Origin of the sequence: Allohahella sp. A8 (genome assembly GCF_047946665.1) — a bacterium.
GTDB lineage: Bacteria > Pseudomonadota > Gammaproteobacteria > Pseudomonadales > Oleiphilaceae > Allohahella.
This window is the reverse complement of sequence record NZ_CP172312.1, coordinates 3,581,112-3,608,051: the sequence shown is the minus strand read 5'-3', so window position 1 is coordinate 3,608,051 and position 26,940 is coordinate 3,581,112. Positions and strand designations below refer to the sequence as shown.

Here is a 26,940-nt window from a genome sequence, read left to right as displayed (position 1 = left end):
ATGAGCTCATATGAAATTCTTGTTGGAGCAAACAGAACTCGAGGGCGATCTCGAATATTCGGTAATTCTGGTTCCCTGCGGTTCCCAGCCTGGCTTCTATCCCGAATTGCATGCCGACACGGTGTACGTACCGGAGAGAGTTTTTTGGAGAATCTTCGGGATTGGCAACGCCTACAATTTGCAATTTTCATATCACGTTTCGCGCAACCGCTCTGATCGCTGGGTTTGCCGGGGGGACATGCTGCCTTGGGTCATCGAAGAACTTAGTTTTATTCATTCGCTGGTGAATGATGATGTTCTTAAGGTCTACGTCGCTAGTGTTATCGACCTTCTTCGGAAAGCAGCGCTTCGGCCTGACGAGCTAGAAGTAGGATTCGAGGGGCCATAAGGGCATGACGAGTTACTTCAACTGCCATCCGCGCTTCCACGGGCTTTGCGCAAGTTGCTTCGCGCCATTATTGCCCAAAACCTCCTCTAGCGCGTAAGCGGCTGGGCAAGGCTTTAGATCGCAGGAGACCGGGGTGGACGAAGCCCGCTACGCAACAGAGTTGGATGCGCCGATTTTGGCGGAACTGAACCAAGAGATGATCGAAGCGTCCGGTCACAAGACAGATCTTGATCGGCAGGCGCTTGAACAGCGCATGCGGTCGTGGTTGGCGTTCCGCGACTATGAATGCGTCCTGTTTTTCCGGTCCATCGTGCCTATTGGATATGCTCTGTTTAGGGGTGATGTCGAAATTCATCTGCGTCAGTTTTTGATTAGGCAACCGTACCGCCGCGGCGGTGTTGGACGTAGCGCGTTCAGATTTCTGGCAGGCGAGGTGTGGCATAACGCGAGTGCCGTGCAGCTTGATGTTCATGCGGATAACTGCGTGGCACTGTTGTTCTGGCGTAGCCTAGGATTTCAAGGGCAGCCAGAAGCGATGCGGCTTACTATCGCCTCTCAACAGCTGAACGCGGACCGGCTTTTCCGCTGGCGCCCCACAGCTGCCTGATTAAGCTGAGCGTTCGTGCATGGTCATCCGTTTTTCGTACATACGAGCGGCTGCAGCAGACATAGGCTTGCTGTCATCCTCTTTGTTAGGCCCAAAAAGGCCGCCGCCAAACCTTCGCTGCTGAACCAAGCGTTATATCTCTTGAGGTAAGTCTGTGCTAACCGATGAACAGAAGAAGTATCGAGACCGCGCTGACCGGGCGCGAAGAGAACTTTTCAAGGAAAAGGAAAAGTTCGACGTGATTTCGGACGGCTCAGGAAAACGCTACAGGGTGTGCGTCTATTATGTGCTTAGTGGTGCTCCCGAGAAAGCAGCCGAATATTTGGAATGGTTCAAACAGACCTTTGCAGATGACATCGGTGAGCCCGCATTTCTGCTATATGCCGCATTGGCGCACTACCGCTTAGGTTCACTGAGCACAGCGCGGAGGTATCTGTTTGATTCGATGCTGAGCAATATTTATCTGCTCCCCTATTTGTTATCGCGGTCGATGCCGAAACAAGACATGTGGCACTTATCTAACCGGGCGCAGCCGGACTACATCGAGGAAATCGAGGAACTTCTCGAAGAGCCAACGAGTCAGGAGCGGGAATGGATCTCAGAGCAGTTCGACAGTGAGCTCTTCATGAAAGCTCGAAGCAAGTACATAGAAACATTTCATGCATTGCAGCATGCTAGCGAACTGGACACGCGTCGGCGCATTCTGGGGGATTGGCAGGACTATATTTCTGCTTGCCGTGCAAATGAAATACTGCCAGTTGCTGCACGCGGATAAATCACTCACTGCGCTCCCGATTTACCGGTGAGAATAGCGTTAAATCAAAGTATCAACAGGGAGGTGCTCGATGAAAACAATAGGCTTAATTGGCGGAATGAGTTGGGAATCAACCCAGACTTATTATCGGCTGATCAACCAGAGAATACGAGAAGAGCTCGGTGGGCTCCATTCGGCAAAGCTCGTCCTCTATAGTGTGGACTTTGCCGAGATTGAGGCGTTGCAGCACCAAGGGGATTGGCAGGCAACAGGTGAAATACTGAGTTCGGTAGGCCAGTCGGTTGAATCGGCAGGTGCAGAGTTCTTGGTTCTCTGTACGAACACCATGCACAAAGTCGCCTCTCAGATTGAAAGCGCGGTAAGTATCCCCCTTCTTGACATCGCGGATGCCACGGCCAACCGGCTCAAGGAGGATGGGGTAACCTGCGTAGGGCTTCTAGGAACGCGGTTTACTATGGAGCAGGTGTTTTATCTTGGCCGTCTCGAAGATCATGGTATCCAGGTTGTCGTGCCGGATGAGCGGCAACGAGAGAGCATTCATTCTGTAATTTACAATGAGTTGTGCAAGGGTGTAGTCAGGCCTGATTCAAAAGCGCTGTATCTGGATGTTGTAGTTTCTTTGTCTGAACGCGGCGCACAGGGCGTGATTTTGGGATGCACAGAAATAGGCCTTTTGATCCAAAGCTCGGATACAGAGATCAAACTGTACGACACGACAGAAATACATGCTGAGCAGGCGGTTCAGTATGCCTTGGGCAGGATATAACTAGATGCTGTTGTCGGATGGTTTTCCCGTCGCAAATGTTGCAAGCGAGAAATCGAGCCAGGTTGACCTAAGCGGAAATTGCAGTGTGAATGCGTGCTGAGCAGCATAATAGTTCAAGGATGACTGTGTGACGGTTTTAAAAGTTGGTGTGGCTCAGATTTCATCCGAAAGTGGAGGGATCGACCGAAACTTGGAGGCTCATTTAAATGCCATCGAGGTAGCCGCACGGTGCAATATCTCTTTTCTTACGTTCCCAGAGCTTTCCCTTATAGGCTATGAGCCTGAGCTATCGCAGTCACTCGCGATCTCAGGCGAAGATCGCCGGCTTGAACCATTGCAGCTCGCCGCTCGTGAGCATGGTCTGGTAGTGGTTGCTGGAGCCGCGATTGCTACAAGAGCCCTTCCGCAGATCGGCTCTTTTATTTTTCTGCCAGATGGGACGATTCGCACGTATGCCAAGATGCATCTGCATCCTGGAGAAGAAAAATACTTTTCAGTTGGAACGAGTTACGAACTAGTCTCCGTAGGCGACAGCACGATAGCCAACGCTATTTGTGCAGACACAAACGTCCCGGAACATGTAAGCGACTGCGTCGACAAGGGCGCGAAAATCTATATCTCAGGCGCCATGATAACTCGTAACGGGTACGTCAAAGATACTGAAGTATTGAAGAGCTATGCTCGGACCTATGGAATCTTGGTAGCGGTGGCTAATCAGAACTCGCGTTCAAGCCGTGGGCAACCGTGCGGCAAGAGTGCTATCTGGACGCCCTCTGGCCTGCTCGCTCTAGCAAATGAGAGCCAGTCAGCCATTGTTATTGCAAAGAACACAGCTGCGGGTTGGTCTGGGGAAGTGATTGAAATATAACGAGCTGCCGCCGACATGCGCGCTTCCACGTGTTTTGTGCATGTCGTTTCGGGGCTTCGTTGCGCAAACCCGCTCCAGCGCAAATGCGACTGAGCAAAGCACTAGGTGTAGAAATAGTGGAGTTTAAGCAGAGGAAGACTTCTTACTTAAGCATCACTTTTTTCGTCATGCTAACACCGTGGTTGGTTCACGCCGATGAGCTCACACATGACGTCGAATTGCCGAGGTGGTTGGAACGGACAATCTCTGACATTGAGAAGGATGGTACCAATCCCTTTCAAGTTGCAAAGTACGATTATGAAGGCCGAGTCGTGTATCTAATTGATAGTCGATTCCCATGCTGTGATCTGGGAGCAACCATATATTCGACCGATGGTGCTGAAGTTTGCGGTTTCATTGGCATCGTTGGCGCTTGGGAGCCCTCATGTTTCGATTTCCCGACATCAGGTAAGTTGGTCGAAGTGTTGTATGGTGCGCCCAACTGAGCCCAAGAATCTCACCTAACCGTACGTTCAATCGTACAGTCCGCAGCGTGGCATTGGCTGGGTCAATCTTATGCCTCGCTGCAAAACACTTCGCCGGCAAGCCGGATCGGTCAGGTCTTCAGAACTATGCAAATTAACCTGCTTGTCATGCGGTGCAAAGAGTTAGAAACGACTAGGCAATTTTATGAACTACTTGGTTTCACCTTCGTCAGGGAAAAGCATGGTGGAGGGCCTCTGCACTATTCATCGCAAGATGCTGGCTTCGTGTTCGAGCTTTATCCATTAGCGGAAAATGACGCGGTGGGGAATGGCAGGCTCGGCTTCTCGGTAAAAGATGTACAGCAGGTACTATCACAGTTGAGTATTGCGAATCAGCACGAATTCAACGGCAAGCAGATTTACACCGTTCGAGATCCTGATGGCAGAGTCGTTGAGCTCAGTGAACAGTAACCTTAGCAATCGGCTGCAGACCGATAGGCGAGTGCTTGATGAAACATTTCGGGAAATGCCAGTGCGGACAGTGCGAACTTGTTATCGAAGCTGCTTTCGACCTCCGAGGCTTGATGCCCCGCATATGTGATTGCGAATTCTGCCAGTCGAATCCGTCTGCGATGGTCTGCGATCCAAAACTGGTCATCGAAATCGATTCTAGAAACTCGGAATTTTTGATTCGTGCCACTGGGAGTGGGCAGGCGGCATTCTATCACTGCATGTCTTGTGAGCAGCTTCTCGCCGTGGGGGCTAATATAGCAAAGCAATCGAAAGGCGCAGTCAACGCGTTAGTCTTCGATGATCCTGAGCTATTTGCGAAGCCAGTTCGCGTTCAACCTCGCCTGCTATCGGCGGACGAGAAGGTGGCGCGTTGGGCAATGATCTGGGGCCAGCTGATAATAGGTCGTGCAGGGCAAACTGCTCGGACTCGCTCCGACAGAACGCCGCGCACAGCGGGCGCATAAGAAGCATTTGCCTATGGATTCACAGCCCCAAACTATCACCACACGCACAGCTACGAAGAATGATGCTGCCGAGGCATGCCTGGTTCTGCATAGATCGATCATAGAACTATGTCAGGCAGATCATCGTGCAGAACGAGCGCTTATCGAACAGTGGCTGGCGAACAAGACCCGTGAAAACCTGTCGTCCTGGTTTACCGCCTCTGAACTGGAGGGCAAAGTTGCTATCTTCGACGGCAGCATTGTCGGTGTCGGGCTTCTGCACTGTGAGGGAGAGATTCTGCTTTGCTACGTATTGCCTGAAGTCGTACATCAGGGTGTCGGTAAGGCCTTGCTGAACTCGATGATTGAGTCTGGAAAACGACTAGGCGTACAAACTTCTTCCTTGAGAGTACGGCAGTGGCGCGTGCGTTTTACGAGCGTAATGGCTTCGTTTCATCTGGTCCTTCAGCATCATGGTGTGGCCTCTTGGGCTACCCTATGGAGAAATCGGTGAAATGAGCGCTTACAAGTGCTTGGGCGGGACCAATGTCCGCTGGCCTTCCAGCGTGAGCAGGCTTTGCTGGGTCTGACTATACTGACTATCGTTACATCTCTTTCTACCGATCATATCGCAGCAGTTGCTCCAGAGGACGCCGTGCGGTGTGAGTAGAACGCTGCTCTAGCACACAGAACTGGAGCTACGCAGACTTGATGTCTGTAGTCAGTCCGCCGCGTGTTCAGGCGCGCTGTACTCAGACAAATTCATTAAAGAGGGAAACGGGATGATTAAGCCGGAGTTGCCCGCCAATGAAGCCGAAAGGCTGCATGCCTTAAGAACGCTCGAAATTCTTGATACGTCCCACGAAGAACGATTCGATCGAGTCACTCGAATGGCCAGGCGTATGTTTGGCGTTGAAATTTCACTGGTTAGCCTGGTTGATGAGGAAAGGCAGTGGTTCAAGTCGAAGCAAGGGCTGGAAGTATCTGAGACGCCGAAGGAAATATCATTTTGTGGCCACGCCATTAATCAGGATGGTTTGTTCATTATTCCAAATGCGATTGAGGATGAGCGATTTTCTAATAACCCTCTGGTCACCGATGCACCAAACATTCGGTTTTATGCAGGATATCCGCTGAAGTTAAGGCAGGGCATAAACCTGGGGACATTATGCCTTATCGACTCAAAGCCAAAGCATTTGAGCGAAGAGGATAAAGAGTTATTACGTGACCTTGGAGCGATGATTGAGCAAGAGATCAGATCAATCCAGATGGCAACACTGGATGAACTGACCTTGATATCGAATCGAAGGGGATTTCTGACACTGGCTGAACATAGCCAGAAAGTTTGTCGACGCAAGAAAACGTCGATGTCGGTGGTTCTGTTCGATCTCAATAAGTTTAAAGCGATCAATGATAACTACGGGCATCATGAAGGTGACTTTGCCTTAAGGCAGTTCGCCGAGGTAATGGGTAGTGTATTCCGTGAGAGCGATGTGATTGGTAGGCTCGGCGGGGATGAGTTCGTGGTGATGCTTAGTGATTGTACTAATGATGGCGTGACAATCATTCTGGACAGATTTAAAGAAGAAATGGACATGATGAATAAAGCGATTCGCAAGCCTTATCGCATCGAATACAGCTCCGGTGTTGCGACCTTTTCACATGACGCAGAGCACTCTTTAGAAGAGATGATTGCGCTGGCTGATGCAGCGATGTATGAAACAAAGAATGACCGGGAGCGCTAGAGGCGAGGCGTTGCCATGCAAATAACGGAAAAGGTCGTATGAGCACACCTACGCCGCCGCCCTACCCAATCGGCACCCCCGGCACCCCCTGGCGCGACTCGGAACGCGCTACGTGGCTATCGAAACAGACCCGTCAACGCAGCTACGAATCCGAGGTGGTCAGCGTCATCGAGCGCATGAGTCCTCGCTTCGAGGTGGAAGAGTACGGCCGTCTCAACTACGATCACGAGACTTATCCGCTGATGGCGATCCGGAGCCGTGACTGGCGTGATGACCTTCCGGTCATGCTCATCACCGGCGGCGTACACGGCTATGAAACCAGCGGTGTGCATGGCGCGCTGCAGTTCATCGATCGGCATGCGGAAGGCTACTGTGGTCGCATCAACCTGCTCGTAGCCCCCTGCGTCAGCCCCTGGGCCTACGAGCGCATCCATCGCTGGAACCCGAATGCCATCGACCCGAACCGTTCGTTTCGGGCAGGACTTTCTCCGGAGGAGTCAGCTGAAGAGTCCGCAGCGCTCATGCGACTGGTGGCGCCCCTACGCGAACGAGTTCTGATGCATATCGACCTGCACGAAACCACTGATACTGACGAAACCGAATTTCGCCCCGCCCTGGCTGCCCGTGACGGTAAACCCTTCGAACCCGGTAGCATTCCCGATGGCTTTTATCTGGTGGGTGATAGCGAGAACCCTCAGCCAGCATTCCAGCAGGCGATAATCGAGGCCGTGGAGCAGGTGACTCATATCGCGCCGGCTGATAATAACGGTGAAATTATCGGCTTACCTGAAGTGGCGCGAGGCGTCATCCTGTATCCGCTCAAGCAGTTGGGCCTCTGCGCCAGTATCACCAGCGCTCCCTTTAGGACCACCACCGAGGTCTATCCAGACAGTCCTTCAGCGACGCCCGAGCAATGCAATACCGCGCAAGCCATCGCGGTATGTGCGGCTATCGATTATGCGTTGGCGCACCAATAGGAAAGGCGTAGAGTTCTGCAGTCACAACGCGGAGTACAGTCGGGCAAACGTAATCAAATGCCCTGAGCCTGCTGTGGCTCTCAGATGCAGCGCAAACCCTTCGAATGGGGAAACGAAATGTCTTCACTTCGGCTGGCGATCACCACGCTTGTGGCAATGCTGGCCTTTGCTGGTAACTCGCTGCTTTGCCGGCTGGCTTTGGCCGATGGCTTGATTGACGCTGCGACCTTCACATTGGTGCGTTTGATTTCGGGTGCAGTCATGCTGGTCGCCTTGGTAAGCTGGAAGCGACGGTCCCTCACCGTAGGTGGGAGCTGGTCGTCAGCATCCGCCCTATTCGTCTATGCGGCGAGTTTTTCCTTCGCATATGTGAGCCTGTCAGCAGCAACAGGGGCCTTGCTACTATTCGGCGCGGTGCAAGCCACCATGATCGGCTACGGACTCTGGCTGGGTGAAAAACTGACATCACGACAAGTCATGGGCGCACTGCTGGCCGTCGCGGGACTGTTGATTTTAATGCTCCCGGGACTTCAGGCGCCGCCCCTGTTGGGCTCCATCCTCATGCTCATGGCCGGCATTGCCTGGGGTGTATATTCCCTGCGCGGTCGGGGGACGGGGAATCCTACATTCATAACAATGGGCAACTTTGTCCGCGCGGTGCCAATGGCCGCTGTGTTGAGTGTACTGTTCATTCAGGATATCGAGGCTGATTGGTCAGGTATCGGGTTCGCCATCGCGTCAGGCGCCCTGGCCTCTGGTGCCGGATACGCGATCTGGTATGCCGTTTTGCCCCACCTGAGAGCGGTCACAGCAGCCACAGTTCAGTTGTCCGTTCCAGTACTGGCTGCTATCGGTGGCGTGGTTTTCCTGGCTGAGCCAATTACGGTGAGGTTGGGCCTTGCATCGATTACCATATTGGGCGGGGTGGCCATGGTCATCTTGAGTAAGAGCGGTAATGCACCTTCAGGGAAATAAACGATGAGTGACTTATTCGAGTTCGGTAGAACGATTTTGGAGAGCCAGCCTTTCAGCGTCCTTCTTGGTACTCAGCTTGAACTGTTCGAGCCCGGGACTGCTGTACTCACGCTCGTGATCAGAGAAGAGTTAAAGCAGCAGCATGGCTTCGTTCATGGTGGCGTTGTCAGTTACCTCGCAGACAATGCACTGACTTTTGCGGGCGGCTCGGTGTTGGGCGATTCAGTTACCTCAGAGTACAAGATCAATTACCTGCGTCCTGCGATTGGGAAGAGACTCGTCGCCAAGGCAACAGTCGTGTCTTCTGGAAGGAGCCAGGCCGTTTGCCAATGCACGGTGATTGCAGTGGGTGACGAAGGCGAACGGACGGTAGCGGTTGCTCAAGGTACCATCAACAAGGTTGAAGCGAACGCTGGAAGGTGATTTGCGAGATTGACATGACCTACGAAGAATTCAACGCGCTCTGCCGTTCTCTTCCAGCCTCAACCCACGTGGTGCAATGGGGAGGCTCCGATGTTTGGAAAGTCGGCGCAAAGGTATTCGCCATTGGTGGCTGGGATAAATCTGACCAGCCCGCCTTCAGTTTCAAGACGTCCGATCTCGACTTTCATTTTTTAAGCAGCAAGCCCGGCTTCAGACCGGCGCCGTATCTTGCCTCGCGAGGGCTGAAGTGGATACAACAGTTTGACGGGACCTGCCTTGCCGAGGGGGAGCTCGAGTATTATTTGAGGGAATCTCACCGCATCGTATCTCTGGGCTTGAGCAAGAAGTTGCAGAAAGAGCTCGGCCTCAATCAGAACTGACGGCGGGAGTCATCGTGTCACGCGTATCAGGTGAAACTGAAATGATCAGCAGGGATGAACATGACATCTTCAAAGCGCGTCTCGAGCGCCCGAAGCAAATTGGCCCCGATGCAGACTGGGGCTTTCTGGTCCTGCCCAAGAGCGCCAGCGACTGTTTGCCAAGACGAGGCCGAATTACCGTAGATGGCACACTCAACGGAGTCGCCTTTCGCGAGACGCTCGAACCCGACGGTCAGTTAAGTCATTGGCTCAAGGTGGGCACTCAGCTGCGTGAAGCCGCGGGCGCGAACTTCGGTGATTTCGTTGCTGTTGGGTTAGCGCCTCTGGAAGTGGAGCCGGACCCCGCCGTGCCTGAAGACTTCAGCAGTGCTCTTCAAGCCAACCCGGAAGCTCACCTGGTCTGGAATAGCACCACGACCCTGGCTCGCTTAGACTGGATCCACTGGATGACATCTGCGAAGCAGGGGAAGACGCGTGCGAAACGGATTGCTGAGGCATGCGACAAACTCGCCTCGGGCAAGCGCAGAGTCTGTTGCTTCGATCCTTCAGGCTTCTACAGCAAGGCATTCAGCTCGCCGAAGGCGGCAGAGTAAGGCACCACATTCTGTGGCAGATATATGGTCCACAGTGTCATTGTTGGAGGCAAGATATGGACATCCGGCTCGACAACCTTGAAGGCCAGGCAATAGCCGAATTTCTACAGCAGCATATCGAAGACATGAAGGCTACATCGCCGCCAGAGAGCAAGCATGCGCTGGATATTGAGGGACTGAGGGCTTCAGAAATCACCTTCTGGACTGTCTATAGTGGTGCCGAGCTGGTCGCCTGCGGAGCTTTGAAGGAAATAGATCCATTTCACGGTGAAGTGAAATCGATGAGAGTGCATGCTTCTGCACGAGGTGCCGGTATCGGCTCAAAGCTGGTCAGGCACATGGTGGAAGTTGCGAAGAACAGAGCTTACCGCGCCCTCAGGCTGGAAACCGGCTCGATGGAATTTTTCCGACCAGCCCGAAACCTTTACCTGAAGCACGGCTTCACTTATTGCGAACCTTTTTGGCCGTATAAAGAGGATCCAAACAGTGTATTCATGGTACTGGAGCTGGAACCCTGACAAGCGTCGAGGAAATTACATGGCGCAGGCATGATACTGGAACGCGGTAGCCACTGTACCGTGCTGATTGCATGACTACCGCTGGCACCATACTCAGCATCGCAGGGAGTTCATTTGAAACACGCTGCGATATCACTACCCGAAAGCCGCGGGTCGACGATGCGCCCATCACGTGTCGGCTCCGTGCCCTTGCGAATGTTCCAGTTCATCTGATGATGACGATTGATCAGCGTAACCAGGTCATGGAATGACAAGCCATTCTGATTGCCGTCGATATGATAGGTGCCGGTAGCGCCTTCTCGGGCGAGCTGGATGAGCGCTTCCATGGTGTGTCTGACATGTGCGACAGCGGGTAGCCATGTCGTGCTGGCTTCGAGCACCCCATGTTCATTATGCATATCCCGCACATGGGTAAGCAGGTTGTCCTCATCGAAGGTGTCGAACATCTGCCAGCCCAGGCGGGCGATGAGGGTATCGGGATGCGCCTGGCACGCGGCCTGTTCACAGGCAATCTTGTATTGGCCGTAATCACTGGTCGCATCTGCGGGATGCGCTGGGGTGAAGGGGCCGGGGCTGGTCGGTTCGAAGACGCTTTCGGTGCTGGTGAACACAAATGGAATGTTCTGTTCCCGCGCCAGCCCTGCAAGTGTGCCGACCCAGCTTTCTGGGCCGGTGGCGAGATGGAAGATCGCATCGATGTTCTGGCTGATCAGCAGTGCCTGTTGCTGATCTCGGTTGCTGATATCAATACGCGTTCGATCAAAAGCGACGACCTCTACATCGTCCTCATTTAACGCTCTTTTCAGGTGCGGGGCCAAGCGGCCATTCAGGCCCGTGACGAGCGCGGTTTTCAGTGCGGGTGCTGCGGCTTTGCTCATGAAAGGCTCCTCGGGGGCAGGCTATTATGCAATTGGACGCGAGGTCGGACTGCTCGCCACTAACTAGCGGGTCAGCCCGTGAGGCTAGAACGACGATCCGGGTGTCTCCAGAAACGCCAACTCTTCATCAGTCGACTTCCGCCCCAGTACCTCGTTCCGATGTGGATAGCGCCCAAAGCGATCGATGATCTCTTTGTGGCGTTTTTCAAACTTGAAGTTAGATTCAAGCCCTGGCTGCGAGAATAGCTTCATCGCTTCCTCATGAATCATCGCAGATTCGCTATGCATGTAGGGCATATACAAAAAGCTTCGCAGGCGCGGCTCGAGTTGCTGGTCTGCCTGTTGCTGAACAGCCTGTTGGGAAAGCGCGAGCGCCAGTGGATCAGCCGCAAAGGCGTGGGGAGAGTCGCGATACAGGTTCCTCGCGAATTGGTCGAGTAGAATGATTTCGGCCAGGCGACCGAGCGCGCTGCGTTCGGCACCTTCAGCTTCCCGCCAGTGCCAGCACTCACAGCGCCGCGCCTGCTCATGCAGCTCGCCGAAGCGCTTGCGAATCTCGTCGTCGAGCTGCTTGCTCTTCTTGAACCAGTCTTTTTCGGTGAGCTCGTCGAACCAGAAGGCGAGTACGCTGATGGCTTCTTTTGGTAGGCCGTTAGCGCGTTGTGCAATCGTTTCCGAGGAGGGCTTTGTCATGCCCTATACGATAGTGATAACCGACGCCACGAGCAAGACTGCCATGGTCCAGTTGAACATCCGCCGCTTCACAGGGTCCGCCAGCAGGTTACGCAGCGAGTATCCAAAAACCAGCCACATCGCCACACAGGGATGGGCGCAGACCAGCATGATGGTGGCGATGACCCCGACCTGCAGAAACAGTGACTGATCGCCGGTTGTGAAGGCTGCTATCGCCCCGATCGAAATGATCCAGGCCTTCGGGTTGACCCACTGAAAGAGGACCGCCTGAAAGAAGGTGAGCGGTGTGCCCAGCGACACGAATTCCGCATCGGCATCAGGTCGCACTGGCGCTGCAGCGTTAGCTATTTTCCAGGCCAGAAACAACAGATAGCTTACGCCTAGAATCTTGACGCCGGTGTGAAGCCAGGCGTATTCCGAGAACAGGGCGCCAAGCCCCATGCCCACTGAAAACACAAGCACTGCCGTACCAATACAGATACCGAAGAAGTGCGGCAGTGAACGGCGGATGCCGTAGTTGAGGCCTGAGGTCATGATCATGATGTTGTTGGGGCCTGGTGTCCCCGTCATTGTTATCGCAAACAACACGATCGCCAGCAGTGTCTCCGTCATCGGATCAATCGACCCAAAACGGCTTGGACAATTCGTGCTTCCGCGCCAGCGCGTCGATACCGATGTCATTGAGCAGGTGCTCAGGCAACCTGGCCAGCTCTCTCCGGCTACGCTGAGTCTGGACCCAGTGACGAAGGGTAGTGAAGTGTGGAATCAAGCGTCGTATACGTGGCATGTCTGGATCTCCTCTGTTAGTGAACCGTAGATCAAGGATAGACCTGTCAATTGATTCGTAACAGATGTAGAGTAACAATATTGTGACCGGTACAGATTGTTAAGCGTGTAAACTGTGCTGGTCATCTCCTGACCATCTGTATCGGTCGAATGTTTAACTGTACCGGTATGCACGTGCCACGGTGAATCTGTTATGGAATCCAACCTCTACTCGAAGATTGCTGAACACGTTCGCGACCAGATTCGCCACGGCCTTTTCGACGTTGGAGACAAGTTGCCCTCGGTGCGAGTGCTTGCGAAACAGCAGCAAGTCAGCATTGCCACCGTCAACAGCGCCTATACCCTGCTCGAGAGCCGTGGCCTCATCGAATCGCGACCGAAGTCTGGCTATTACGTACTGCGAGCCACTGAAGACAAGCTCAAGCAACCGACACAGATTCGCAGCCTGCCGAAGCCACGCCCGGCCAACATCTCCCAACTCATCATGCAGGTTCAGCGAGATGCGGCCGCCCGTAACGGTCTGACCATGAGTTCGGCCATACCCAACCTCGATTTTCCAATCGTGGGACTGCTGAAAAAGACCTACACGAGAATCGCCCGTCAACGCGGCTATCTGGGCAACGGCTATGATGCCCCGGAAGGCCTGCCGGCTTTCAGGCAACAGATCGCACGGCGCGCCATCGACGCAGGTGTGTTCGTTTCGCCAGATGAGATCATTACCACCGCAGGTTGTCAGAACGCCATGGCCCTGTGCCTGCAGGTGCTGACCAAGCCTGGTGATATTGTGGCGGTCGAATCACCCGCGTATTACGGCCTGCTGCAGCTCATTCAGGCTTATGGCCTGCGTGCGATGGAGATTCCGTCTCATCCGCAGACTGGCATGAGTCTGGAAGCGTTGAAGCTCGCCTTGCATGAGTGGCCGGTGAAGGCCGTCATGACCGTGGGCACCTTTTCCAATCCGATGGGCACGCTCATGCCGGATGAGCATAAGCGGGAGCTGGTAGGGCTGCTGGAGCGACATGATGTCGCGCTGGTGGAGGATGATATTTACGGTGAGCTGCAGTTTGGCGAGATTCGGCCTAAAGCCATCAAAGCATATGACACTGGTGGGCGCGTGCTCTTGTGCTCATCCCTATCGAAGACTGTTGATCCACAGCTGCGCCTTGGGTGGGTCATGCCAGGCCGCTATCTCGATCAGATCACCCATCAGAAGTTCGTCAATTCAATTGCGAGCCCCTCGTTACCGCAACTGGTGATGACGGAGGTTCTCTCGCAGGGCGCGTTCGACAAGCATCTCCGGCTGGCGCGGGAAACCTACCGCCACCGCTTCGATCGACTGACAGAGCTGGTGAACGAACACTTCCCGCCAGCGACGAGAATGTCCAAGCCGCAGGGCGGGCTCGTGGCCTGGCTGGAGCTACCGAAGATCATCGACGCCACCGCGCTCTACCATAAAGCGCATGATCACGGCATTCTCTTCGCGCCTGGAGAAATGTTCTCGGTATCAGGACACTACAGAAACTGCATGCGCCTGAGCTATGCACAGGGCTGGAGCCGCGAACGGGAACATGCCATCGCGCTGCTCGGTCACTGGGTCAGTGAGCTGGCTCGTAGTCCCAGTCATTCTGCTGCCTAAGCTCCAGCGAGTCTTCGATTTCCTGGAGACGGTAGGGGCGCAGCGGCCGAAAGGCGAACTCGGCGTAGATCACCGCGCTTTTCTGTGACTGACTGATGAACAGCTCCTGCCCCAGTACGGTCACCTCACCCTTGCGCAATACGAAGGGCGTGCTGGTGACGAAGGAAGACTGACGCTCACCCGTAGAACGTAAATGCGGGTCCACCTGACGGGTGATGCCTGTGATGATGTAGCGCCCCGGTGGAATGGAGGTGATGAGCTGATAGCTGTCGGCGTTCAGGTCGACGATGATCGGTTCGGCCAGCTTCTGCCAATCGTTCATCGACAGGGAATACTCCGTGAGTTCCAGCTCGTAGCGACCGCCCCAGCCACTGAACGATTCGTTGGCGCTGACGAGTGGCAGTACCAGGACGCTCTTCGTACGGTCTCGCTCGGGCAAGCTGCTACAGGCACCAAGCAAGACGATAGCCACTGCCAGCAGGGCGCTGAGGTATGAAGGCATGGTGGTTCAGTCCGAGTCGGGTACGAGGGTCAGCTTGCCCTGCAGCACCTGGATCTGCATCGCTTTCAGACTGGTGAGCCGGCCCGCCACAGAGTCCGGATCGAGCCGATAGACCGGCACCTGTTCGAGATACTGGGTTACCACGGCCATGATCTGTCTGGTTACGGGCTTGAGATCCTGCTTGATGAACGGCAACTGCAGATTGGCGTCGTTCAGTGCAAAGCGTCGGACGTAAATAGCCTTCTCCTCGTTATCGAACACTGGTGTGCCTTCGATATCCAATACGAAGTCTGCCGGAATGCTGGCGAGCAGCGCGTTCACCGATGCCGTGCCACCAAGCTTGAGACGAATGACCTCACGGCCTTCCGGTCCTATATCGACATCAGCTTCATTGACCTTGAGCCCAAGTGGCGAGCCGGATTTCAGCTGTTGGCGATCAAACTCCTGAAGGGTTTCAAGCAGATACCCCTTGAGCTCGTCTTCGCCGATGGTGTAAGGGCTTATTGAAGCGCAACTCGTAAGTAGTGCTGCCAATGAGATCAGAACGGTGCGGAACATGACAGGAATCATAAAATAAACTGGCCTTTTTGGCAGACGGTAATATTGTCTTAACATGATTTCTTTTTAGTGTTATCTAAGTTAGTGTTTCCATGCAAAACTTCGATGGAGTTGCAGCGTATGTCGCCGATGTTACCATGGGTACTGAAGATTACCCCTTCGGGCATGCCCCAATGCTGGATAGATGTCTACGCGGCCGTGAATGAGATCACGACTGACAGGGTACTCTACAGCTTTGGCGAAATCTGCTCCACCCTGCATGGCGGCATCAATCGTCTTGGCATACAGTCCACGCTCGAAATTCCGCAGATTCTTGTCGGGCGTAGTAACCCCAAGGTCATGCCGACTACCCCGTCCCTGCACAACAAGCATCTGTTCGCCCGCGATGGCTATCGTTGCATGTATTGTGGCGATGCCTTTCCACAGCATCTCCTGAGTCGGGATCATATCATTCCACTCAGCCGTGGCGGGCGCGATATATGGACCAACGTGGTGGCGGCCTGCAAGCGCTGTAATAACTACAAGGGCAACAAGATGCTCGAGGAGTGCAGTCTGGAACTGCTCGCCGTGCCTTACCGTCCGAACCGTCATGAATACCTTTATCTGTCCAACCGCAGGGTACTGGCCGATCAGATGGAGTTTCTGAAAAAGGGCTTTCGTAATCTGGTCGCCTGAGATCTGGTGATTCGGCGAGCGAAGGCAGGTTTGCTTCACCACATTTGAGGTCGAGTTGTTTTCCACCACATTACCTTCGTCGCTTCACTGCAGTCGTCAGCGGCTGTTCATCACGCTATCCATTCTGCTGGCTCTGTTCATGTCGGGCTGCGACGACACGCGTCGTGACCTGTATGACTATGCAATCGATTACGAGAGAGGTCGTGGTGGGCTGGTGGTGGATGAGGTCGATGTCGCTGGACTCCGCATCAGTTTCCTCAGATCCGAGCGCTTCAATCCGCCGCGCCGCTCTATTGATATCGACGAGCAGTCATCAGCGCTTGATCGTGAAAACGAGGACATGCGAGACAAGACACCGCGTGAGGTCATCGTCCTGCTTCATGGCTTTGGTGGAGACAAGGACAACTGGGTCAGGTTGGCGGCCGAACTTGGCAGCCATTACACGCTGATTATTCCCGATTTGCCCGGACACGGCGACTCCAGCAAGGATCTCGCGCTGGATTATGACCTGCCGCAGCAGGTCATCCGGCTTCGGAACTTCCTGCGCACGCTCGGCCTTACGGAGTTCCACCTCGCAGGCAACTCCATGGGTGGTGCGATTGCCTCGCTCTACGCTGCCCAATATCCCGATCAGATCGAAACCCTCACCCTGTTCAATCCTGCCGGCATCTACGATGTCGAGAGTGATTTCATCAAGGGGCTGGGTGAAGGGAACAATGCGCTGATCATTGGTTCACCAGACGAGTTCGATGAGCTCATCGGCTACGCCATGGCTGATCCGCCGTTCATACCCTGGCCTCTGAAATCGGTCATGGCAGAGCGCGCCGCGGCCCAGCAGGACGTGCTCGAGAAAATCTATACCGATCTTTCGCCAGAGGAGCCGGACTACGAATTCAGAGATATCATCCGTAAGATTCGTTCGCCTACGCTTGTATTGTGGGGCGCGCTCGACCGGGTGATTGCGCAGGGTAACGCCGAGGCCTTCACGCTGTTGATCCCGAACGCTCGCAAGTTCATTTTTGAAGATGCCGGTCACATGCCGATGCTGGAGCGACCTGGCAAATCCGCTGAGCTCATGCACGGATTCATCCTCAATCAGGCGCGTGTGGCACCGGCGCCTGCGCCTTGAAAGGCAGGTAGCTGCACGCTTCTTGAAAATAAGCCTCTACCTGAGGCTTTTCCCGCCCCAGAAATTCACGGATTGCTGCTTCGAATACGGGTTCTGCAATGATGTGATTCGAGTAAGTGTAGGTCGGCCGGAAGCCCCTCTGTAGCTTGTGCTCGCCCTGAACACCGGGGTCGAAACGTTGCAATCCCTCTCTGATGCAATAGTCGATGCCTTGATAGTAGCAGGTCTCGAAATGCAGAAAATCGAAGTCGGCCTTGCAGCCCCAGTAGCGCCCGTACAAGGTATCCTTGCCCCTGAAATTGAGAGCGCCGGCGATATACTCGCCGTGTCGTTTCGCCATCACCAGCACCAGGGTCTCGGGCATCGTGTTTGAGAGCGCGCTGAAGAACTCGCGGTCAAGGTAGCCGCCGTGGCCACTGCGTCGGGCATAGGTAATCTGGTAGAACAGGTAGTAGTCATCCCAGATGGCCTCAGTGATGTCGTGGCCACTGAGCACCTCGAATTCGATTTCTGCCGCACGGACTTTTTCGCGCTCCTTACGCAGGTTCTTTCGCTTGCGCGAACTGAACTCCGCCAGGAATGCCTCGAAGCTGGCGTAGCCTTCGTTGCGCCATTGAAAATGCACCGCACACCTTTGCATCGTGTTTTTGCCTACTTCATCCGATATCGCTTTTGCGGGGAATAACAGGTGCCAGGAAGAAAAATGCTGCGCCATCGCTGCGGACCTGATCGTGTCCACCATCTCATCGAGAATAGTGGTTTCATCCTCACCTGCGGCTACACAAATTCGTGGCCCTGTCACCGGTGTAAACGGAATCGCTGTCACGAGCTTGGGATAGTATTCCCTGCCATATCGATGGAAGGCGTCTGCCCACGCCCAGTCAAACACGTATTCGCCATAACTGTGGGTCTTCAGATAAGACGGCGCAAGGGCAACGAGACGCTCGTTGCGATACACCAGAATGTGCTGAGCCGCCCAGCCGCTATCCTCGCCAACCGCGCCAGTGTCTTCTAGCGCCTTTAGAAAGGCATACTGGATGAAGGGGTAGTCCGGCCCGACGATCGCCTGCCAGTCGGCTTTGTCGATATCGGCGATACCGGAGGAAAAAACTGTTCGGTACATGGCGCAGAAGGCTCAGGTGATACAGGTAAAGGCGGATTGCGGGCGCAGCTGGGGAACGGTACCCTATGCCGCTTTCGCCAAGCAGCTCGGCTCAGCTACTCTTGATCTTACCTTGTGTAGTCAGTTGCGGCATCATTCTCGGGTTACAGTCATGCAAAACACGCTCGTCATCAAGCTGTTGGTTGTCTGCGTCGGTAACATCTGCAGAAGCCCCATGGCCGCTGCGCTATTCGAAAAGGCGAGCGATCAGGAAGTAAAGTTTGAAGCCCGTTCCTGTGGCATCGCTGCGCTGGTTGGACGCCCTGCCGATCCGCACTCGGTTACCTTGTGTCGTGAGCTCGGCTCGGACATTACTGACCATGTCTCCAGACAGATCAGCAACGAAGACCTCGCCTGGGCGGACGTCGTTTTCGTGATGGACACGGAGCAGCAGTTCTATATTGAGAAGAATTATCCTGAAGCGGCCGACAAGACCTTCAGGTTGGGTGAGCTCGATGATGTCGAGATCGAGGATCCGTATACTGAAGAAATCGAAGCCTTCCAGATTGCCCTTGATGCCATTCGTCGAGGCATCAAAAGCTGGCGCAGGAAGATCATTGCGGGCTAATCAGGCGCGATAAGGCATACAAAAAAAGGGCCGAAGCCCTTTTTAGTTACCAGATGTCTCGGATCGAGAATCAGGCAGCTTTTTTCTTCTTCAGCGACGCACCAGCAATGCCGGCGAGGCCCAGAACGAGCAGTGAAGCTGTTGCTGGCAGTGGCACCGGGGTGTCAACTCCCGAAGTAGTAACCGTCGCATCACCAGAGAAGCCGTAGTTATCGGTGTTGCCGCCGACCACACTCATTTGCATGAGGTAATTGCCCGCGCTGAGATTACCAGTCGTGAAGCTCGCTCGGCCGGTGTCAGTGAACATCGACGTTGCGACTGTCATCTCACCCTGTGTGAGAGTGTACTGAACAGCTTGGCTATTGGCGCCGGTGCCAGGGTTCCAGCTGAATTCCCAGGTGGAGTTGAGGATTTCAGACAGCACGTTAACTTCAAACGAACCTGGGATGTTGTCGCCAGTGAAGACGTACAGGCCTGTCTTGGTGATATCGAGTGATGAGTCATCGATGTCGATAGACGCTGCAGACGCTTGTGCGCTTGCAATGCCGATAGCCGCAGCAAGTGCGACCTTTGCAATACTATGCATAATGGGAGTCCCTTTTAAGCGGATTGAATAGTCCGAACCATGACACAACAAGCCGTCCGGCAGCATCGCGAGACGACAGCGAGCGTCCAAGCCAGTGGGTGTGGCTCACTGTTGCGCGATGTTGGCCTCACAGAGGCCAGGGTGCCGTACCTTCAGGGTGGAAGGTCACGATTCGTTATGAAAGGGAATTTCTGGCTAGCTGGTAGGCTGCCTACAACAGACTCTTTCTGTGCGTAGACTACGACGATTCCTTCTGTCCGTAATAGTAGCCGTACGTATTACGGGTTTGTTCGCACTTGTTCAAAACCGTGCCCAGCAAGGGATTGCTGCCAATCGACTCCACAGCGTCCTCAATCTCTTCACGTGTGTTTCTGCCGTCTTCGATGACCATTAGCGAGCAGTCGATGTAGGGCAGGAACACCAATACGTCATCCGATACCAGGATCGGTGGCAGATCGAAAATCACGTATCTCGCCTGATAGCGGTATTTCAGTTCCTGAACCAGGTCAGCCACCCGTGAACTGGAGATTTCCTCAGAGGAGTTGAGTATCGGCTTGGTGCCCGGCAGCAATACCAGTCGTTCCAGATTCGGGTGAATCAGGATGTCCTCGATTTGCGCGCTGCCAGTGATGTAATCGTGAATACCTATTTCAGGAGCCAGACCGAAGTACTTCGCGACCGTAGGTTTGCGCAGGTCCATATCCACCAGCAGTACAGTCTGACTGGATTGCATCGCAATGCTCATTGCCAGATTGCAGGCTGTCAGTGATTTTCCAGCTTCTGGCGTAGGCGCCGTGATGCCAAGCGTCGTCCACTTGTTCCGGCGCATCTGCTGCAGCACCTTGGCGCGGAGGATGTGGTAGGGCGCCGACATTGGGTCACTCTTGTTGTGGGCCACGAGGCGGTTTTTAGCCAGTCTACCCTCGTCAAGGTCTACACAGCGGGTGCGGGTATATTCAATAACGCCGGGCTCATAGCGTTCGTCGATGTCCATCGGCACATGCTGGCGCCTGGGCGCATTCTGTTGTTCACGCAAGCGCGTGATGATGTTGTCGAATTTTTCCATTGATCAGAACCGGCTGGCGACTTTCAGGAGCAGAAGATCGATTGGCATGAACAGCAGATGCACGGCTAGCAGGGTCACAGCCACCAGTGCAGCTGTCGCCGCCAGGCTGTAACCAATTGCCCGCCGCCCGGCGTCGAACTCCGCTTCTGTTTTTATGTAAGGAATTTCGATAAGCGGCTTGGCCTTCGTGATGTCTTTGATGGCCTCAGAGCCGCGGACACTGCGATCACGGAAACCAATGAGCAGAACGATACCGATTGGCAATCCGATCGCCAGCACACTCCCCATTGCAAAAACCTTGGGTCGGTCGGGCCTCTCTGCTGACGTGGGCATCATTGGCGGCTCGAGTATGGAGAAGCGCTCAGCCTTGCGGCCCTGCTCAAGACTCTCCGACATGCCAGCTTCCATGGTCTTGCCCCGGATCAGGTTGTACTGTTCCACTTTTGCTACGTAATCACGATTAAGGGCGGCGAGTCCACGCTCTACCTGGGGAATGGCAATAATTCGCTGCTGAAGATCCTCAATTTTCTCTTCTTCGGCAACCTTGTCTCGGCGCAGCGCCTTGATCTGCGCATCGATCTCTGCAAGCTGTCCCCGGATCGTCATCTCTTCAGGCGACAGACGCTTGCTCTCCGCCGCCGGCTCACGGCTTTCCAATGACTCGATCTGTGCTCGCAGCTCAACGAGATCCGGATGCTGTTCCTTGTATTTGAGTGAGAGCCGTCTGTAGTCGTTGCGTAGTCCGTCGAGGTTATTCTGGAGTTCGGAGCTGCCGCCGGTCAGCTGACTACGCAGCAGGGTCAGCTGAGTTGTCAACAGCTCCGCTTGACTTACTGCCGAGCTGATGCCGCGCTCGATGGCGTCTGCCTTGCGACGCGACTGATCAAGCATGTCGACGTACAGGCTCAGGTGTTCAGGCAGGGTGTCTTTGTTCTCGAGCTTGAATTCAGCCACAGCCAGCTCTGTTGCGTCGAGCTGGCGCTTTACTTTCTGAGCCTCGCCCTCAAGAAATTCGGTAGTTTCGGAGGCGCGTTCGGTACGTGCCTTCACGTTCTCGCTCAGGAACAGAGTGACGAGGTCGTTGGCAACACTTTGGGCAATGGCCGGACTTTTTGAGTCGAAAGAAACCGAAAATGCGATTGCAGTTTCATTCGCTCGCCGGCCGCCAGCCTGCGACTCGATCACATTGATGCTGATGTTCTCGCGCACCTTATCGAGCAGCTCGTTGAGTTCTGCGGGGCTGCCTGACTTGTCGAAGTAGGTATAGCTGTCGATGATGTCCATCAGCTTCTCGCGCGTCATCACTCGCTGCTTGATGACGTCGATACGCTCACTGGCAAGACTGGTTATGGTCGATCGCACCAGGTCGGTTGGAATCTGTTGAGTTTCGACGAGCACAGTGCCGGTAGAACGGTAGATTGGGGGCAGAGCAATGGTGACTACACTGACCAGGGCCAGGAGAACGACTATGCCAAGCGCCAGTGCTATCTTATGACGTCGGAACGCGGGTGCGAAATTGGATGGCCCGCTACGGGATTCCTCATCAAGGTCGTACAAATCGAACAGCCTCAGAGATGCGTTTTGACGGGCTCGTGACCCATTGGTAAATCGGGGGCGAGTATACCGAAAAAAAGGGCCGAAGCCCTTTCATTTTGTTACCGGATGACTCAGATTGAGACTTCAGGCGGCTTTTTTCTTCTTCTTCATCGAGACACCAGCGTAGCCGGCGATACCCGAGATGAAGAGCCAGGCTGCTGCAGGCAGTGGCACAGGGTTGACGTCGTCGCCCAGTGTTGAGAGTGCCGCTGCGCCAGAGAAGCCATATTCATCATACTGACCGCCGACGACCGTCATGCTCATGATGTAGTTGCCAGCGCTCAGACCAGCTGTGGTGAACATTGAAGTGCCGTTGCCGGTGAATTCCGCTGTGGCGACTGCTGAGCCATTCTGCTCGAGGGTGAACTGGACGGCTTCGGAATCCAGGCCAAGGCGTGGATCCCAGCTGAAGCTCCAGGTAGATTCGATAACGTCACGTGCGAAGTTGACGCCGAAGGTGCCTGGTATGCTGTCGCCAGTAAATTTGTAAGTGCCTGACTGATTGATGTTCAGAGGTGAAACATCGGTATCGGTCGTGCTGATTATCGACAAGGCGGACGCTTGCGCGCTCGCCATGCCGATAGCCGCCACAAGCGCGACCTTTGCAAAAGTATGCATATTGAGATTCCCTTTCTTCTTGAGGTTGATAGCCCGTCTCCATGGCGATACACACTTTCCAGCAACATCCCGCCAGGAAACGACAGCGGGCCTCCGTCAATGCGGATTTGTCCACTATCTCGGAACGCTAGCATAGCTGCTGGCCGTTTTCAGCAGATATGTATCTAAGCTGTTACTTTTTGTTAAGTTTCTTTGCGGCGGCTCTCATCCTGAAGATTCTTCTCATCCTTTTGGCTCATGCAACGCTAAATCGCATACCCATTCCTGCACTCAATTGATATCATAGCGCCCCGGTGGGGTTGTCACCGGATGACACACTGTTACCTCAGGCCGCAAGTGCCTTTCACCCAATGGAGACGCTTGTCTCATGACACTGCAGCACATTTCTGGCAAGTCCGCCCAGGACGCCATGTCTGCATCTGAACCGCTTTCTGTCGTCATTCCGGCCCACAATGAGGCTGCCGTCATCGGGCGTTGCCTGTCGTCCCTGCTCAGCAGCTATGAAGCTGGAGACGCTACGGCTGATGCCGGTCTCCAGGTCGTAGTGGTTTGCAATGGTTGCAGGGACGATACGGCCGCCATCGCCCGTAGCTTTCAGGGCCGTTTCCACCAGCTGCTGGTAGTTGAAACCGGAACTGCTTCCAAATCTGTTGCGTTGAATCTTGGCGACGAGCATGCCGATCATTTTCCTCGTGTGTATCTGGATGCCGATATCGTGACGAGCTTCGCGGCGCTCAGGTCGGCTGCGAAAGCGCTCGAAGCCAGTGAGGCTCTGCTGTGCGTTGCACCCGAAATGCGGGTGGATACCAGTCAGTCGTCTCTCAGCGTGCGTGCCTTTTACTCAGTTTGGCTCCGGCTCCCTTATTTCACCGACGGACGGATGGTTGGGTCCGGTGTTTACATCCTGTCCCGACATGGGCGAGAGCGCTTCGATCGATTTCCCGACATTATTTCCGATGATGGTTTCGTCAGATCCCGTTTCGAGAAACATGAGCGGCAGACGATACCTGGATCTTCCTTCACCGTGCAGGCGCCGGCAAATCTGCCAAGTCTGATTAATATCAAGACCAGAGTGCGAACTGGGAATATGGAGCTGGAATGCCGGTATCCAGGGGCCTCGATCGGTGGGGAAACGACCGGCGGTGCTTTGGCGTCGCTCGTGCGGGCACGCCCCCACCTTTTGCCCGCTGTTCTGCTCTACGTCATGGTTCAGAGGCTGACGCTGCGGCGCGCCCGAGCCAGAGTAGCTGCCGGGGAGTTTTCGCACTGGGAGCGCGACGATAGTTCACGGCAGCGGCCCGCAACGCGCCCGCTGCGGGTTTTGTTGATTGCTTCATCGGGTGGACACTGGAAACAGATACGACGCCTGCAACCTGCGTTCGAAAGCGAGCAGCTGTATTTTGCCTGCACTGATGCGAGCTACGAAGAGACTGTAGGTGGCCGCCCCTTCTTCAGTGTGCCGGAAGGTTCGCTGGCCAGTAAGACCCAGCTTGTGCTGCAAGCGTTATCGGTGCTTCGCGTGTTACTCGTGGTGCGGCCTCAATTGGTGGTTACCACCGGCGCCGCACCGGGTTTTTTCGCGCTGTTCTTCGCCCGCGTGCTGCTGCATCCGATCTCGCGCCTGTTTGGTCGTCGACCGGTTAAAACGGTCTGGGTGGACAGCATCGCGAATGTTGATGAGCTTTCCGTCAGCGGCCGTCAGGTAGCACGTTATGCCGATGTGCATCTCACGCAATGGCCGCACCTGGCTGACAGCGTGGCGCCTGGCAAACCAGGATTTAGTGGAGCCGTATTGTGACTGGTGCCGACGTGTTCGTTACCGTAGGGTCGCAATTGCCCTTCGAACGTCTCATTCTCGCTGTCGATCAGTGGGCAGCCGAGCATCCCGACCACAGTGTCTTCGCTCAGATTGGCGACACTGTTTACCAGCCGCAGTACATGGCGTTCGCCCGTAACCTCAGGCCTGGTGACTACTCAGTGTATTTCGATCGGGCTCAGGTTGTGGTGAGTCACGTTGGGATGGGCACCATCATTTCGGCCCTCGAAGTCGGTAAGCGGCTGGTGCTTTTGCCGCGTCTCGCGAGCCTGGGCGAGCATCGCTCGGATCATCAGCTCGGTAGTGCGCGAAAATTCCGCGACCGAACGAACATCACTGTGGTTGATGACGTTGACGCACTGAAACGGGCGGTAAGCTCGGCGCTGCAGGCCGACGGCCTCGATTTCGCCAGTGGCGCACCACCTCAGGCGTCGGTTCAATTGCTCGAGACCATGCGTCAGCTGGTCGCACAGACAAAGGCGGGATGCCCGTGACAGATCAAACTTCCTCCTCGATAGATGCCGGTGACATGGCGGCAGAAACCGTTTCCCCAGGTAGTTCGGTAGACAGGATGCTGGCACTGTGTGTTCTGCTCGTGCTGGGCGCTTTCGCGGCGTCTCTCATGAACCTTGTACAGGTCTGGATGGATTCCGAAGAGTATGGTCACGGTGTGATCGTGCCAATCATCTCGCTATATATGTACTGGCTCAATCGGGAGAAAATTTCTGGGCAGACCGTTCAGCCATCCTGGCTGGCTTTGCCGCTCGCGGTGGCCGGTGGCCTGCTTCATCTGCTCGGCGTGATGGCCGATGTCGATGTTGCAGCTTACTATGGCTTGCTGCTCTCCTTGGCTGCATTGCCGATGGCGGCTGGCGGCTGGCGGTTGCTGAACCAGGCTTGGTACCCGCTCCTGCTGGTTCTTTTCGTCATTCCGCTGCCCTACCTGTTGAGTACACTGTTGACGGCGCGAATGCAGCTGGTCAGCTCGGATATTGGCGTCGCATTCATCCGCTTGTTCGGTCTTCCAGTCATGCAAGACGGCAACGTGCTGTATATGGGTGACTTCAGCATGCTGGTGGAGGAGGCGTGTTCAGGGCTTCGTTACATGTATCCGCTTGTGAGCATCGCGCTTATCGTTGCCTACTTCTATCGTGGTCCGGTATGGCAGAAGCTTCTGATTGTACTGTCCACCATACCGATCACCATAGGTATGAACAGTTTACGCATCGCAGTGACGGGCCTGATCATTCGTTACTGGGGTTCACAGGCGGCTGAAGGCTTTCTCCACAGCTTTGAAGGCTGGATTGTCTTTATGCTGGCCTTCGCCTTGCTGATGCTGGAGATCTGGGTGCTCACCCGGCTGTTCCCGAATGGGCAGAGTTTTACGCAGCGTCTGGAGATCGTCACGCCGCAGCAGCTTGCTCCGGTTCATGTGAGCCGTAGCCCTGTGGCGCGTCTGATGCTGACGACTGCGGTGATTGTTGCCGCTGGTATTAGCGCTCATGTGTACAGCTTTGTGGCGACAGACACCATTCCAGAGCGCGAGCGCTTCGAGCAACTCCCATTCGTCATAGACGGGCGCGAGGTCTTTCCTGACCGACTCTCGTCCGACGTGCTCAGTGTGCTGCGACCACATGATTACTTCATCGGCGACTATAAGCGGATGCAGGTGCAGAGCCCTGGGGAGCTCACAGGCGCCGAGCAGACGCCTTTGGCATCTGCCATTCCGATAAGTCTCTATCTCGTCTACTACGAGGCTCAGAAAGAGGGCAGTGTCCTACATTCGCCGCGCGCTTGTTTGCCCGGTGGCGGCTGGGAGCAGCGGGACGGGGGCACGGTTGCGCTTGAGGCGCTCGGCGGTGAGGGCGATGCCAATCGCGTCATTATCAGCCGGAACGGTCGTCGCATGCTGGTGTATTACTGGATTCATCAGCAGGGTGTGAATTACGCCGATGAGTTTGTTGCCCGGGCTTCGCTGCTCTGGCAGTCGCTCACCCAGGGCAGAACTGATGGCGGTCTGGTTCGCGTCATTGTTCCGCTTCCGGATGAAACAGTGCCTGCTGCAGAACGCAAGGTCGCCGAGGAGACTGCTGAAGAAGCATTACGCAGCTTTGTCAAAGCGCTCATTCCTTCCCTGCCACGGTTTATGCCGAGTTGAGGGGAGACCTAGAATTCTCAGGCTGTGAGCCAAGTGCAATTTTTTGTAACGCCACGCTCTATAATCGTGGTCGAAGTC

Annotated in this window: 33 protein-coding genes; 22 read left to right on the top strand and 11 right to left on the bottom strand. The window is 54.8% G+C overall.

What is annotated here, in order from left to right; genetic code table 11:
• Positions 1-10 precede the first annotated feature (10 nt).
• The 15 genes from ACH3PB_RS16160 (at position 11) to ACH3PB_RS16090 (ending at position 10,435) form a co-directional block, all read left to right on the top strand.
• On the top strand, positions 11-388 hold the full coding sequence (locus tag ACH3PB_RS16160) for a hypothetical protein (RefSeq protein ID WP_416396469.1): 378 nt from the start codon (positions 11-13) through the stop codon (positions 386-388).
• Positions 389-521: 133 nt separating this feature from the next.
• The gene (locus ACH3PB_RS16155; RefSeq protein WP_416396468.1) at positions 522-995 is read left to right on the top strand and encodes a GNAT family N-acetyltransferase; all 474 of its coding nucleotides are present in this window, start codon (positions 522-524) and stop codon (positions 993-995) included.
• 154 nt (positions 996-1,149) lie between these two features.
• Positions 1,150-1,770: a hypothetical protein gene (locus ACH3PB_RS16150; protein ID WP_416396467.1), complete on the top strand. Its 621-nt coding sequence runs from the start codon at positions 1,150-1,152 to the stop codon at positions 1,768-1,770.
• Positions 1,771-1,840: 70 nt separating this feature from the next.
• Positions 1,841-2,536, top strand: coding sequence for an aspartate/glutamate racemase family protein (locus ACH3PB_RS16145; RefSeq protein WP_416396466.1), 696 nt, complete (start codon positions 1,841-1,843; stop codon positions 2,534-2,536).
• Positions 2,537-2,663: 127 nt separating this feature from the next.
• A complete protein-coding gene (locus tag ACH3PB_RS16140) occupies positions 2,664-3,404 on the top strand; it encodes a carbon-nitrogen hydrolase family protein (RefSeq protein ID WP_416396465.1) in 741 nt (246 codons plus the stop codon).
• 83 nt (positions 3,405-3,487) lie between these two features.
• Positions 3,488-3,889, top strand: coding sequence for a DUF6970 domain-containing protein (locus ACH3PB_RS16135; protein ID WP_416396464.1), 402 nt, complete (start codon positions 3,488-3,490; stop codon positions 3,887-3,889).
• 126 nt (positions 3,890-4,015) lie between these two features.
• Positions 4,016-4,339: a VOC family protein gene (locus ACH3PB_RS16130; RefSeq protein WP_416396463.1), complete on the top strand. Its 324-nt coding sequence runs from the start codon at positions 4,016-4,018 to the stop codon at positions 4,337-4,339.
• A 519-nt stretch (positions 4,340-4,858) separates the two neighbouring features.
• On the top strand, positions 4,859-5,338 hold the full coding sequence (locus ACH3PB_RS16125) for a GNAT family N-acetyltransferase (protein ID WP_416396462.1): 480 nt from the start codon (positions 4,859-4,861) through the stop codon (positions 5,336-5,338).
• A gap of 268 nt (positions 5,339-5,606) precedes the next feature.
• Complete coding sequence (locus ACH3PB_RS16120) at positions 5,607-6,569, top strand: sensor domain-containing diguanylate cyclase (RefSeq protein ID WP_416396461.1); 963 nt, start codon at positions 5,607-5,609, stop codon at positions 6,567-6,569.
• Positions 6,570-6,607: 38 nt separating this feature from the next.
• A complete protein-coding gene (locus ACH3PB_RS16115) occupies positions 6,608-7,546 on the top strand; it encodes a M14 family metallocarboxypeptidase (RefSeq protein WP_416396460.1) in 939 nt (312 codons plus the stop codon).
• 117 nt (positions 7,547-7,663) lie between these two features.
• Positions 7,664-8,521 (top strand): DMT family transporter, encoded by an 858-nt coding sequence (locus ACH3PB_RS16110; protein WP_416396459.1) that lies wholly within the window; start codon positions 7,664-7,666, stop codon positions 8,519-8,521.
• A 3-nt stretch (positions 8,522-8,524) separates the two neighbouring features.
• The gene (locus tag ACH3PB_RS16105; RefSeq protein ID WP_416396458.1) at positions 8,525-8,944 is read left to right on the top strand and encodes a PaaI family thioesterase; all 420 of its coding nucleotides are present in this window, start codon (positions 8,525-8,527) and stop codon (positions 8,942-8,944) included.
• A gap of 14 nt (positions 8,945-8,958) precedes the next feature.
• Positions 8,959-9,324 carry an MmcQ/YjbR family DNA-binding protein gene (locus tag ACH3PB_RS16100; RefSeq protein ID WP_416396457.1) on the top strand — a complete coding sequence of 122 codons (366 nt, stop codon included), beginning with the start codon at positions 8,959-8,961 and terminating at the stop codon, positions 9,322-9,324.
• Between the two features lie 14 nt (positions 9,325-9,338).
• Positions 9,339-9,917 carry a YdeI/OmpD-associated family protein gene (locus tag ACH3PB_RS16095; RefSeq protein WP_416396456.1) on the top strand — a complete coding sequence of 193 codons (579 nt, stop codon included), beginning with the start codon at positions 9,339-9,341 and terminating at the stop codon, positions 9,915-9,917.
• A 56-nt stretch (positions 9,918-9,973) separates the two neighbouring features.
• Positions 9,974-10,435, top strand: coding sequence for a GNAT family N-acetyltransferase (locus ACH3PB_RS16090; protein WP_416396455.1), 462 nt, complete (start codon positions 9,974-9,976; stop codon positions 10,433-10,435).
• Between the two features lie 110 nt (positions 10,436-10,545).
• Here the strand turns inward: ACH3PB_RS16090 and ACH3PB_RS16085 are convergent, their stop codons facing one another.
• The 4 genes from ACH3PB_RS16085 to ACH3PB_RS16070 form a co-directional block, all read right to left on the bottom strand.
• Entirely contained in the window at positions 10,546-11,313 is a 768-nt protein-coding gene (locus tag ACH3PB_RS16085) for a sugar nucleotide-binding protein (protein WP_416396454.1), read from the bottom strand.
• 84 nt (positions 11,314-11,397) lie between these two features.
• Positions 11,398-12,006 (bottom strand): DUF924 family protein, encoded by a 609-nt coding sequence (locus ACH3PB_RS16080; protein WP_416396453.1) that lies wholly within the window; start codon positions 12,004-12,006, stop codon positions 11,398-11,400.
• 3 nt (positions 12,007-12,009) lie between these two features.
• Complete coding sequence (locus ACH3PB_RS16075) at positions 12,010-12,618, bottom strand: LysE family translocator (protein WP_416396452.1); 609 nt, start codon at positions 12,616-12,618, stop codon at positions 12,010-12,012.
• Positions 12,619-12,622: 4 nt separating this feature from the next.
• Positions 12,623-12,793 (bottom strand): DUF1127 domain-containing protein, encoded by a 171-nt coding sequence (locus ACH3PB_RS16070; RefSeq protein WP_416396451.1) that lies wholly within the window; start codon positions 12,791-12,793, stop codon positions 12,623-12,625.
• Positions 12,794-12,985: 192 nt separating this feature from the next.
• Between ACH3PB_RS16070 and ACH3PB_RS16065 the strand changes: the two genes are divergently transcribed.
• Positions 12,986-14,428 (top strand): PLP-dependent aminotransferase family protein, encoded by a 1,443-nt coding sequence (locus tag ACH3PB_RS16065; protein ID WP_416396450.1) that lies wholly within the window; start codon positions 12,986-12,988, stop codon positions 14,426-14,428.
• Here ACH3PB_RS16065 and ACH3PB_RS16060 read toward each other — a convergent pair.
• Positions 14,388-14,930, bottom strand: coding sequence for a hypothetical protein (locus ACH3PB_RS16060; RefSeq protein WP_416396449.1), 543 nt, complete (start codon positions 14,928-14,930; stop codon positions 14,388-14,390). The two genes, ACH3PB_RS16065 and ACH3PB_RS16060, sit on opposite strands and share 41 nt — an antisense overlap.
• A gap of 6 nt (positions 14,931-14,936) precedes the next feature.
• Positions 14,937-15,488, bottom strand: a complete 552-nt coding sequence (locus ACH3PB_RS16055) for a DUF1439 domain-containing protein (protein WP_416396448.1) — start codon at positions 15,486-15,488, stop codon at positions 14,937-14,939.
• 120 nt (positions 15,489-15,608) lie between these two features.
• Between ACH3PB_RS16055 and ACH3PB_RS16050 the strand changes: the two genes are divergently transcribed.
• Positions 15,609-16,163 (top strand): HNH endonuclease, encoded by a 555-nt coding sequence (locus ACH3PB_RS16050; RefSeq protein WP_416396447.1) that lies wholly within the window; start codon positions 15,609-15,611, stop codon positions 16,161-16,163.
• A gap of 55 nt (positions 16,164-16,218) precedes the next feature.
• A complete protein-coding gene (locus ACH3PB_RS16045) occupies positions 16,219-17,292 on the top strand; it encodes an alpha/beta fold hydrolase (RefSeq protein ID WP_416396446.1) in 1,074 nt (357 codons plus the stop codon).
• Here ACH3PB_RS16045 and ACH3PB_RS16040 read toward each other — a convergent pair.
• Positions 17,255-18,415 (bottom strand): GNAT family N-acetyltransferase, encoded by a 1,161-nt coding sequence (locus ACH3PB_RS16040; RefSeq protein WP_416396445.1) that lies wholly within the window; start codon positions 18,413-18,415, stop codon positions 17,255-17,257. The genes ACH3PB_RS16045 and ACH3PB_RS16040 overlap by 38 nt on opposite strands.
• Between ACH3PB_RS16040 and ACH3PB_RS16035 the strand changes: the two genes are divergently transcribed.
• Entirely contained in the window at positions 18,414-19,022 is a 609-nt protein-coding gene (locus tag ACH3PB_RS16035; protein ID WP_416396444.1) for a low molecular weight protein-tyrosine-phosphatase, read from the top strand. The two genes, ACH3PB_RS16040 and ACH3PB_RS16035, sit on opposite strands and share 2 nt — an antisense overlap.
• A gap of 70 nt (positions 19,023-19,092) precedes the next feature.
• On the opposite strand, the gene ACH3PB_RS16030 is transcribed toward ACH3PB_RS16035, so the two are convergent.
• The 4 genes from ACH3PB_RS16030 to ACH3PB_RS16015 all read right to left on the bottom strand — a co-directional run bounded on the left by ACH3PB_RS16030 (position 19,093) and on the right by ACH3PB_RS16015 (position 22,888).
• On the bottom strand, positions 19,093-19,608 hold the full coding sequence (locus tag ACH3PB_RS16030) for a hypothetical protein (protein WP_416396443.1): 516 nt from the start codon (positions 19,606-19,608) through the stop codon (positions 19,093-19,095).
• Between the two features lie 238 nt (positions 19,609-19,846).
• Positions 19,847-20,674: a CpsD/CapB family tyrosine-protein kinase gene (locus ACH3PB_RS16025; protein WP_416396442.1), complete on the bottom strand. Its 828-nt coding sequence runs from the start codon at positions 20,672-20,674 to the stop codon at positions 19,847-19,849.
• 3 nt (positions 20,675-20,677) lie between these two features.
• A complete protein-coding gene (locus ACH3PB_RS16020) occupies positions 20,678-22,231 on the bottom strand; it encodes a hypothetical protein (protein WP_416396441.1) in 1,554 nt (517 codons plus the stop codon).
• A gap of 123 nt (positions 22,232-22,354) precedes the next feature.
• The gene (locus tag ACH3PB_RS16015) at positions 22,355-22,888 is read right to left on the bottom strand and encodes a VPLPA-CTERM sorting domain-containing protein (RefSeq protein ID WP_416396440.1); all 534 of its coding nucleotides are present in this window, start codon (positions 22,886-22,888) and stop codon (positions 22,355-22,357) included.
• Positions 22,889-23,255: 367 nt separating this feature from the next.
• Between ACH3PB_RS16015 and ACH3PB_RS16010 the strand changes: the two genes are divergently transcribed.
• Genes ACH3PB_RS16010 through xrtD form a run of 3 tightly spaced genes read left to right on the top strand, consistent with a single transcriptional unit; the run spans position 23,256 to position 26,862 of the window.
• Positions 23,256-24,686, top strand: a complete 1,431-nt coding sequence (locus tag ACH3PB_RS16010) for a glycosyltransferase (protein ID WP_416396439.1) — start codon at positions 23,256-23,258, stop codon at positions 24,684-24,686.
• On the top strand, positions 24,683-25,198 hold the full coding sequence (locus tag ACH3PB_RS16005) for a glycosyltransferase (protein ID WP_416396438.1): 516 nt from the start codon (positions 24,683-24,685) through the stop codon (positions 25,196-25,198). Before ACH3PB_RS16010 ends, ACH3PB_RS16005 begins: the two co-directional genes overlap by 4 nt.
• Positions 25,195-26,862, top strand: coding sequence for a VPLPA-CTERM-specific exosortase XrtD (gene xrtD, locus ACH3PB_RS16000; protein WP_416396437.1), 1,668 nt, complete (start codon positions 25,195-25,197; stop codon positions 26,860-26,862). Before ACH3PB_RS16005 ends, xrtD begins: the two co-directional genes overlap by 4 nt.
• Positions 26,863-26,940: the final 78 nt, after the last annotated feature.

Bases quoted from the DNA above. Each gene is read 5' to 3' on its own strand.
- ACH3PB_RS16160 (WP_416396469.1), top strand. From the start codon at position 11: ATGAAATTCTTGTTGGAGCAAACAGAACTCGAGGGCGATCTCGAATAT.
- ACH3PB_RS16145 (WP_416396466.1), top strand. From the start codon at position 1,841: ATGAAAACAATAGGCTTAATTGGCGGAATGAGTTGGGAATCAACCCAG.
- ACH3PB_RS16135 (WP_416396464.1), top strand. From the start codon at position 3,488: ATGCGACTGAGCAAAGCACTAGGTGTAGAAATAGTGGAGTTTAAGCAG.
- ACH3PB_RS16130 (WP_416396463.1), top strand. From the start codon at position 4,016: ATGCAAATTAACCTGCTTGTCATGCGGTGCAAAGAGTTAGAAACGACT.
- ACH3PB_RS16125 (WP_416396462.1), top strand. From the start codon at position 4,859: ATGGATTCACAGCCCCAAACTATCACCACACGCACAGCTACGAAGAAT.
- ACH3PB_RS16120 (WP_416396461.1), top strand. From the start codon at position 5,607: ATGATTAAGCCGGAGTTGCCCGCCAATGAAGCCGAAAGGCTGCATGCC.
- ACH3PB_RS16115 (WP_416396460.1), top strand. From the start codon at position 6,608: ATGAGCACACCTACGCCGCCGCCCTACCCAATCGGCACCCCCGGCACC.
- ACH3PB_RS16110 (WP_416396459.1), top strand. From the start codon at position 7,664: ATGTCTTCACTTCGGCTGGCGATCACCACGCTTGTGGCAATGCTGGCC.
- ACH3PB_RS16105 (WP_416396458.1), top strand. From the start codon at position 8,525: ATGAGTGACTTATTCGAGTTCGGTAGAACGATTTTGGAGAGCCAGCCT.
- ACH3PB_RS16100 (WP_416396457.1), top strand. From the start codon at position 8,959: ATGACCTACGAAGAATTCAACGCGCTCTGCCGTTCTCTTCCAGCCTCA.
- ACH3PB_RS16090 (WP_416396455.1), top strand. From the start codon at position 9,974: ATGGACATCCGGCTCGACAACCTTGAAGGCCAGGCAATAGCCGAATTT.
- ACH3PB_RS16085 (WP_416396454.1), bottom strand. From the start codon at position 11,313: ATGAGCAAAGCCGCAGCACCCGCACTGAAAACCGCGCTCGTCACGGGC.
- ACH3PB_RS16080 (WP_416396453.1), bottom strand. From the start codon at position 12,006: ATGACAAAGCCCTCCTCGGAAACGATTGCACAACGCGCTAACGGCCTA.
- ACH3PB_RS16075 (WP_416396452.1), bottom strand. From the start codon at position 12,618: ATGACGGAGACACTGCTGGCGATCGTGTTGTTTGCGATAACAATGACG.
- ACH3PB_RS16070 (WP_416396451.1), bottom strand. From the start codon at position 12,793: ATGCCACGTATACGACGCTTGATTCCACACTTCACTACCCTTCGTCAC.
- ACH3PB_RS16065 (WP_416396450.1), top strand. From the start codon at position 12,986: ATGGAATCCAACCTCTACTCGAAGATTGCTGAACACGTTCGCGACCAG.
- ACH3PB_RS16060 (WP_416396449.1), bottom strand. From the start codon at position 14,930: ATGCCTTCATACCTCAGCGCCCTGCTGGCAGTGGCTATCGTCTTGCTT.
- ACH3PB_RS16055 (WP_416396448.1), bottom strand. From the start codon at position 15,488: ATGTTCCGCACCGTTCTGATCTCATTGGCAGCACTACTTACGAGTTGC.
- ACH3PB_RS16050 (WP_416396447.1), top strand. From the start codon at position 15,609: ATGTCGCCGATGTTACCATGGGTACTGAAGATTACCCCTTCGGGCATG.
- ACH3PB_RS16035 (WP_416396444.1), top strand. From the start codon at position 18,414: ATGGCGCAGAAGGCTCAGGTGATACAGGTAAAGGCGGATTGCGGGCGC.
- ACH3PB_RS16040 (WP_416396445.1), bottom strand. From the start codon at position 18,415: ATGTACCGAACAGTTTTTTCCTCCGGTATCGCCGATATCGACAAAGCC.
- ACH3PB_RS16030 (WP_416396443.1), bottom strand. From the start codon at position 19,608: ATGCATAGTATTGCAAAGGTCGCACTTGCTGCGGCTATCGGCATTGCA.
- ACH3PB_RS16025 (WP_416396442.1), bottom strand. From the start codon at position 20,674: ATGGAAAAATTCGACAACATCATCACGCGCTTGCGTGAACAACAGAAT.
- ACH3PB_RS16015 (WP_416396440.1), bottom strand. From the start codon at position 22,888: ATGCATACTTTTGCAAAGGTCGCGCTTGTGGCGGCTATCGGCATGGCG.
- ACH3PB_RS16010 (WP_416396439.1), top strand. From the start codon at position 23,256: ATGACACTGCAGCACATTTCTGGCAAGTCCGCCCAGGACGCCATGTCT.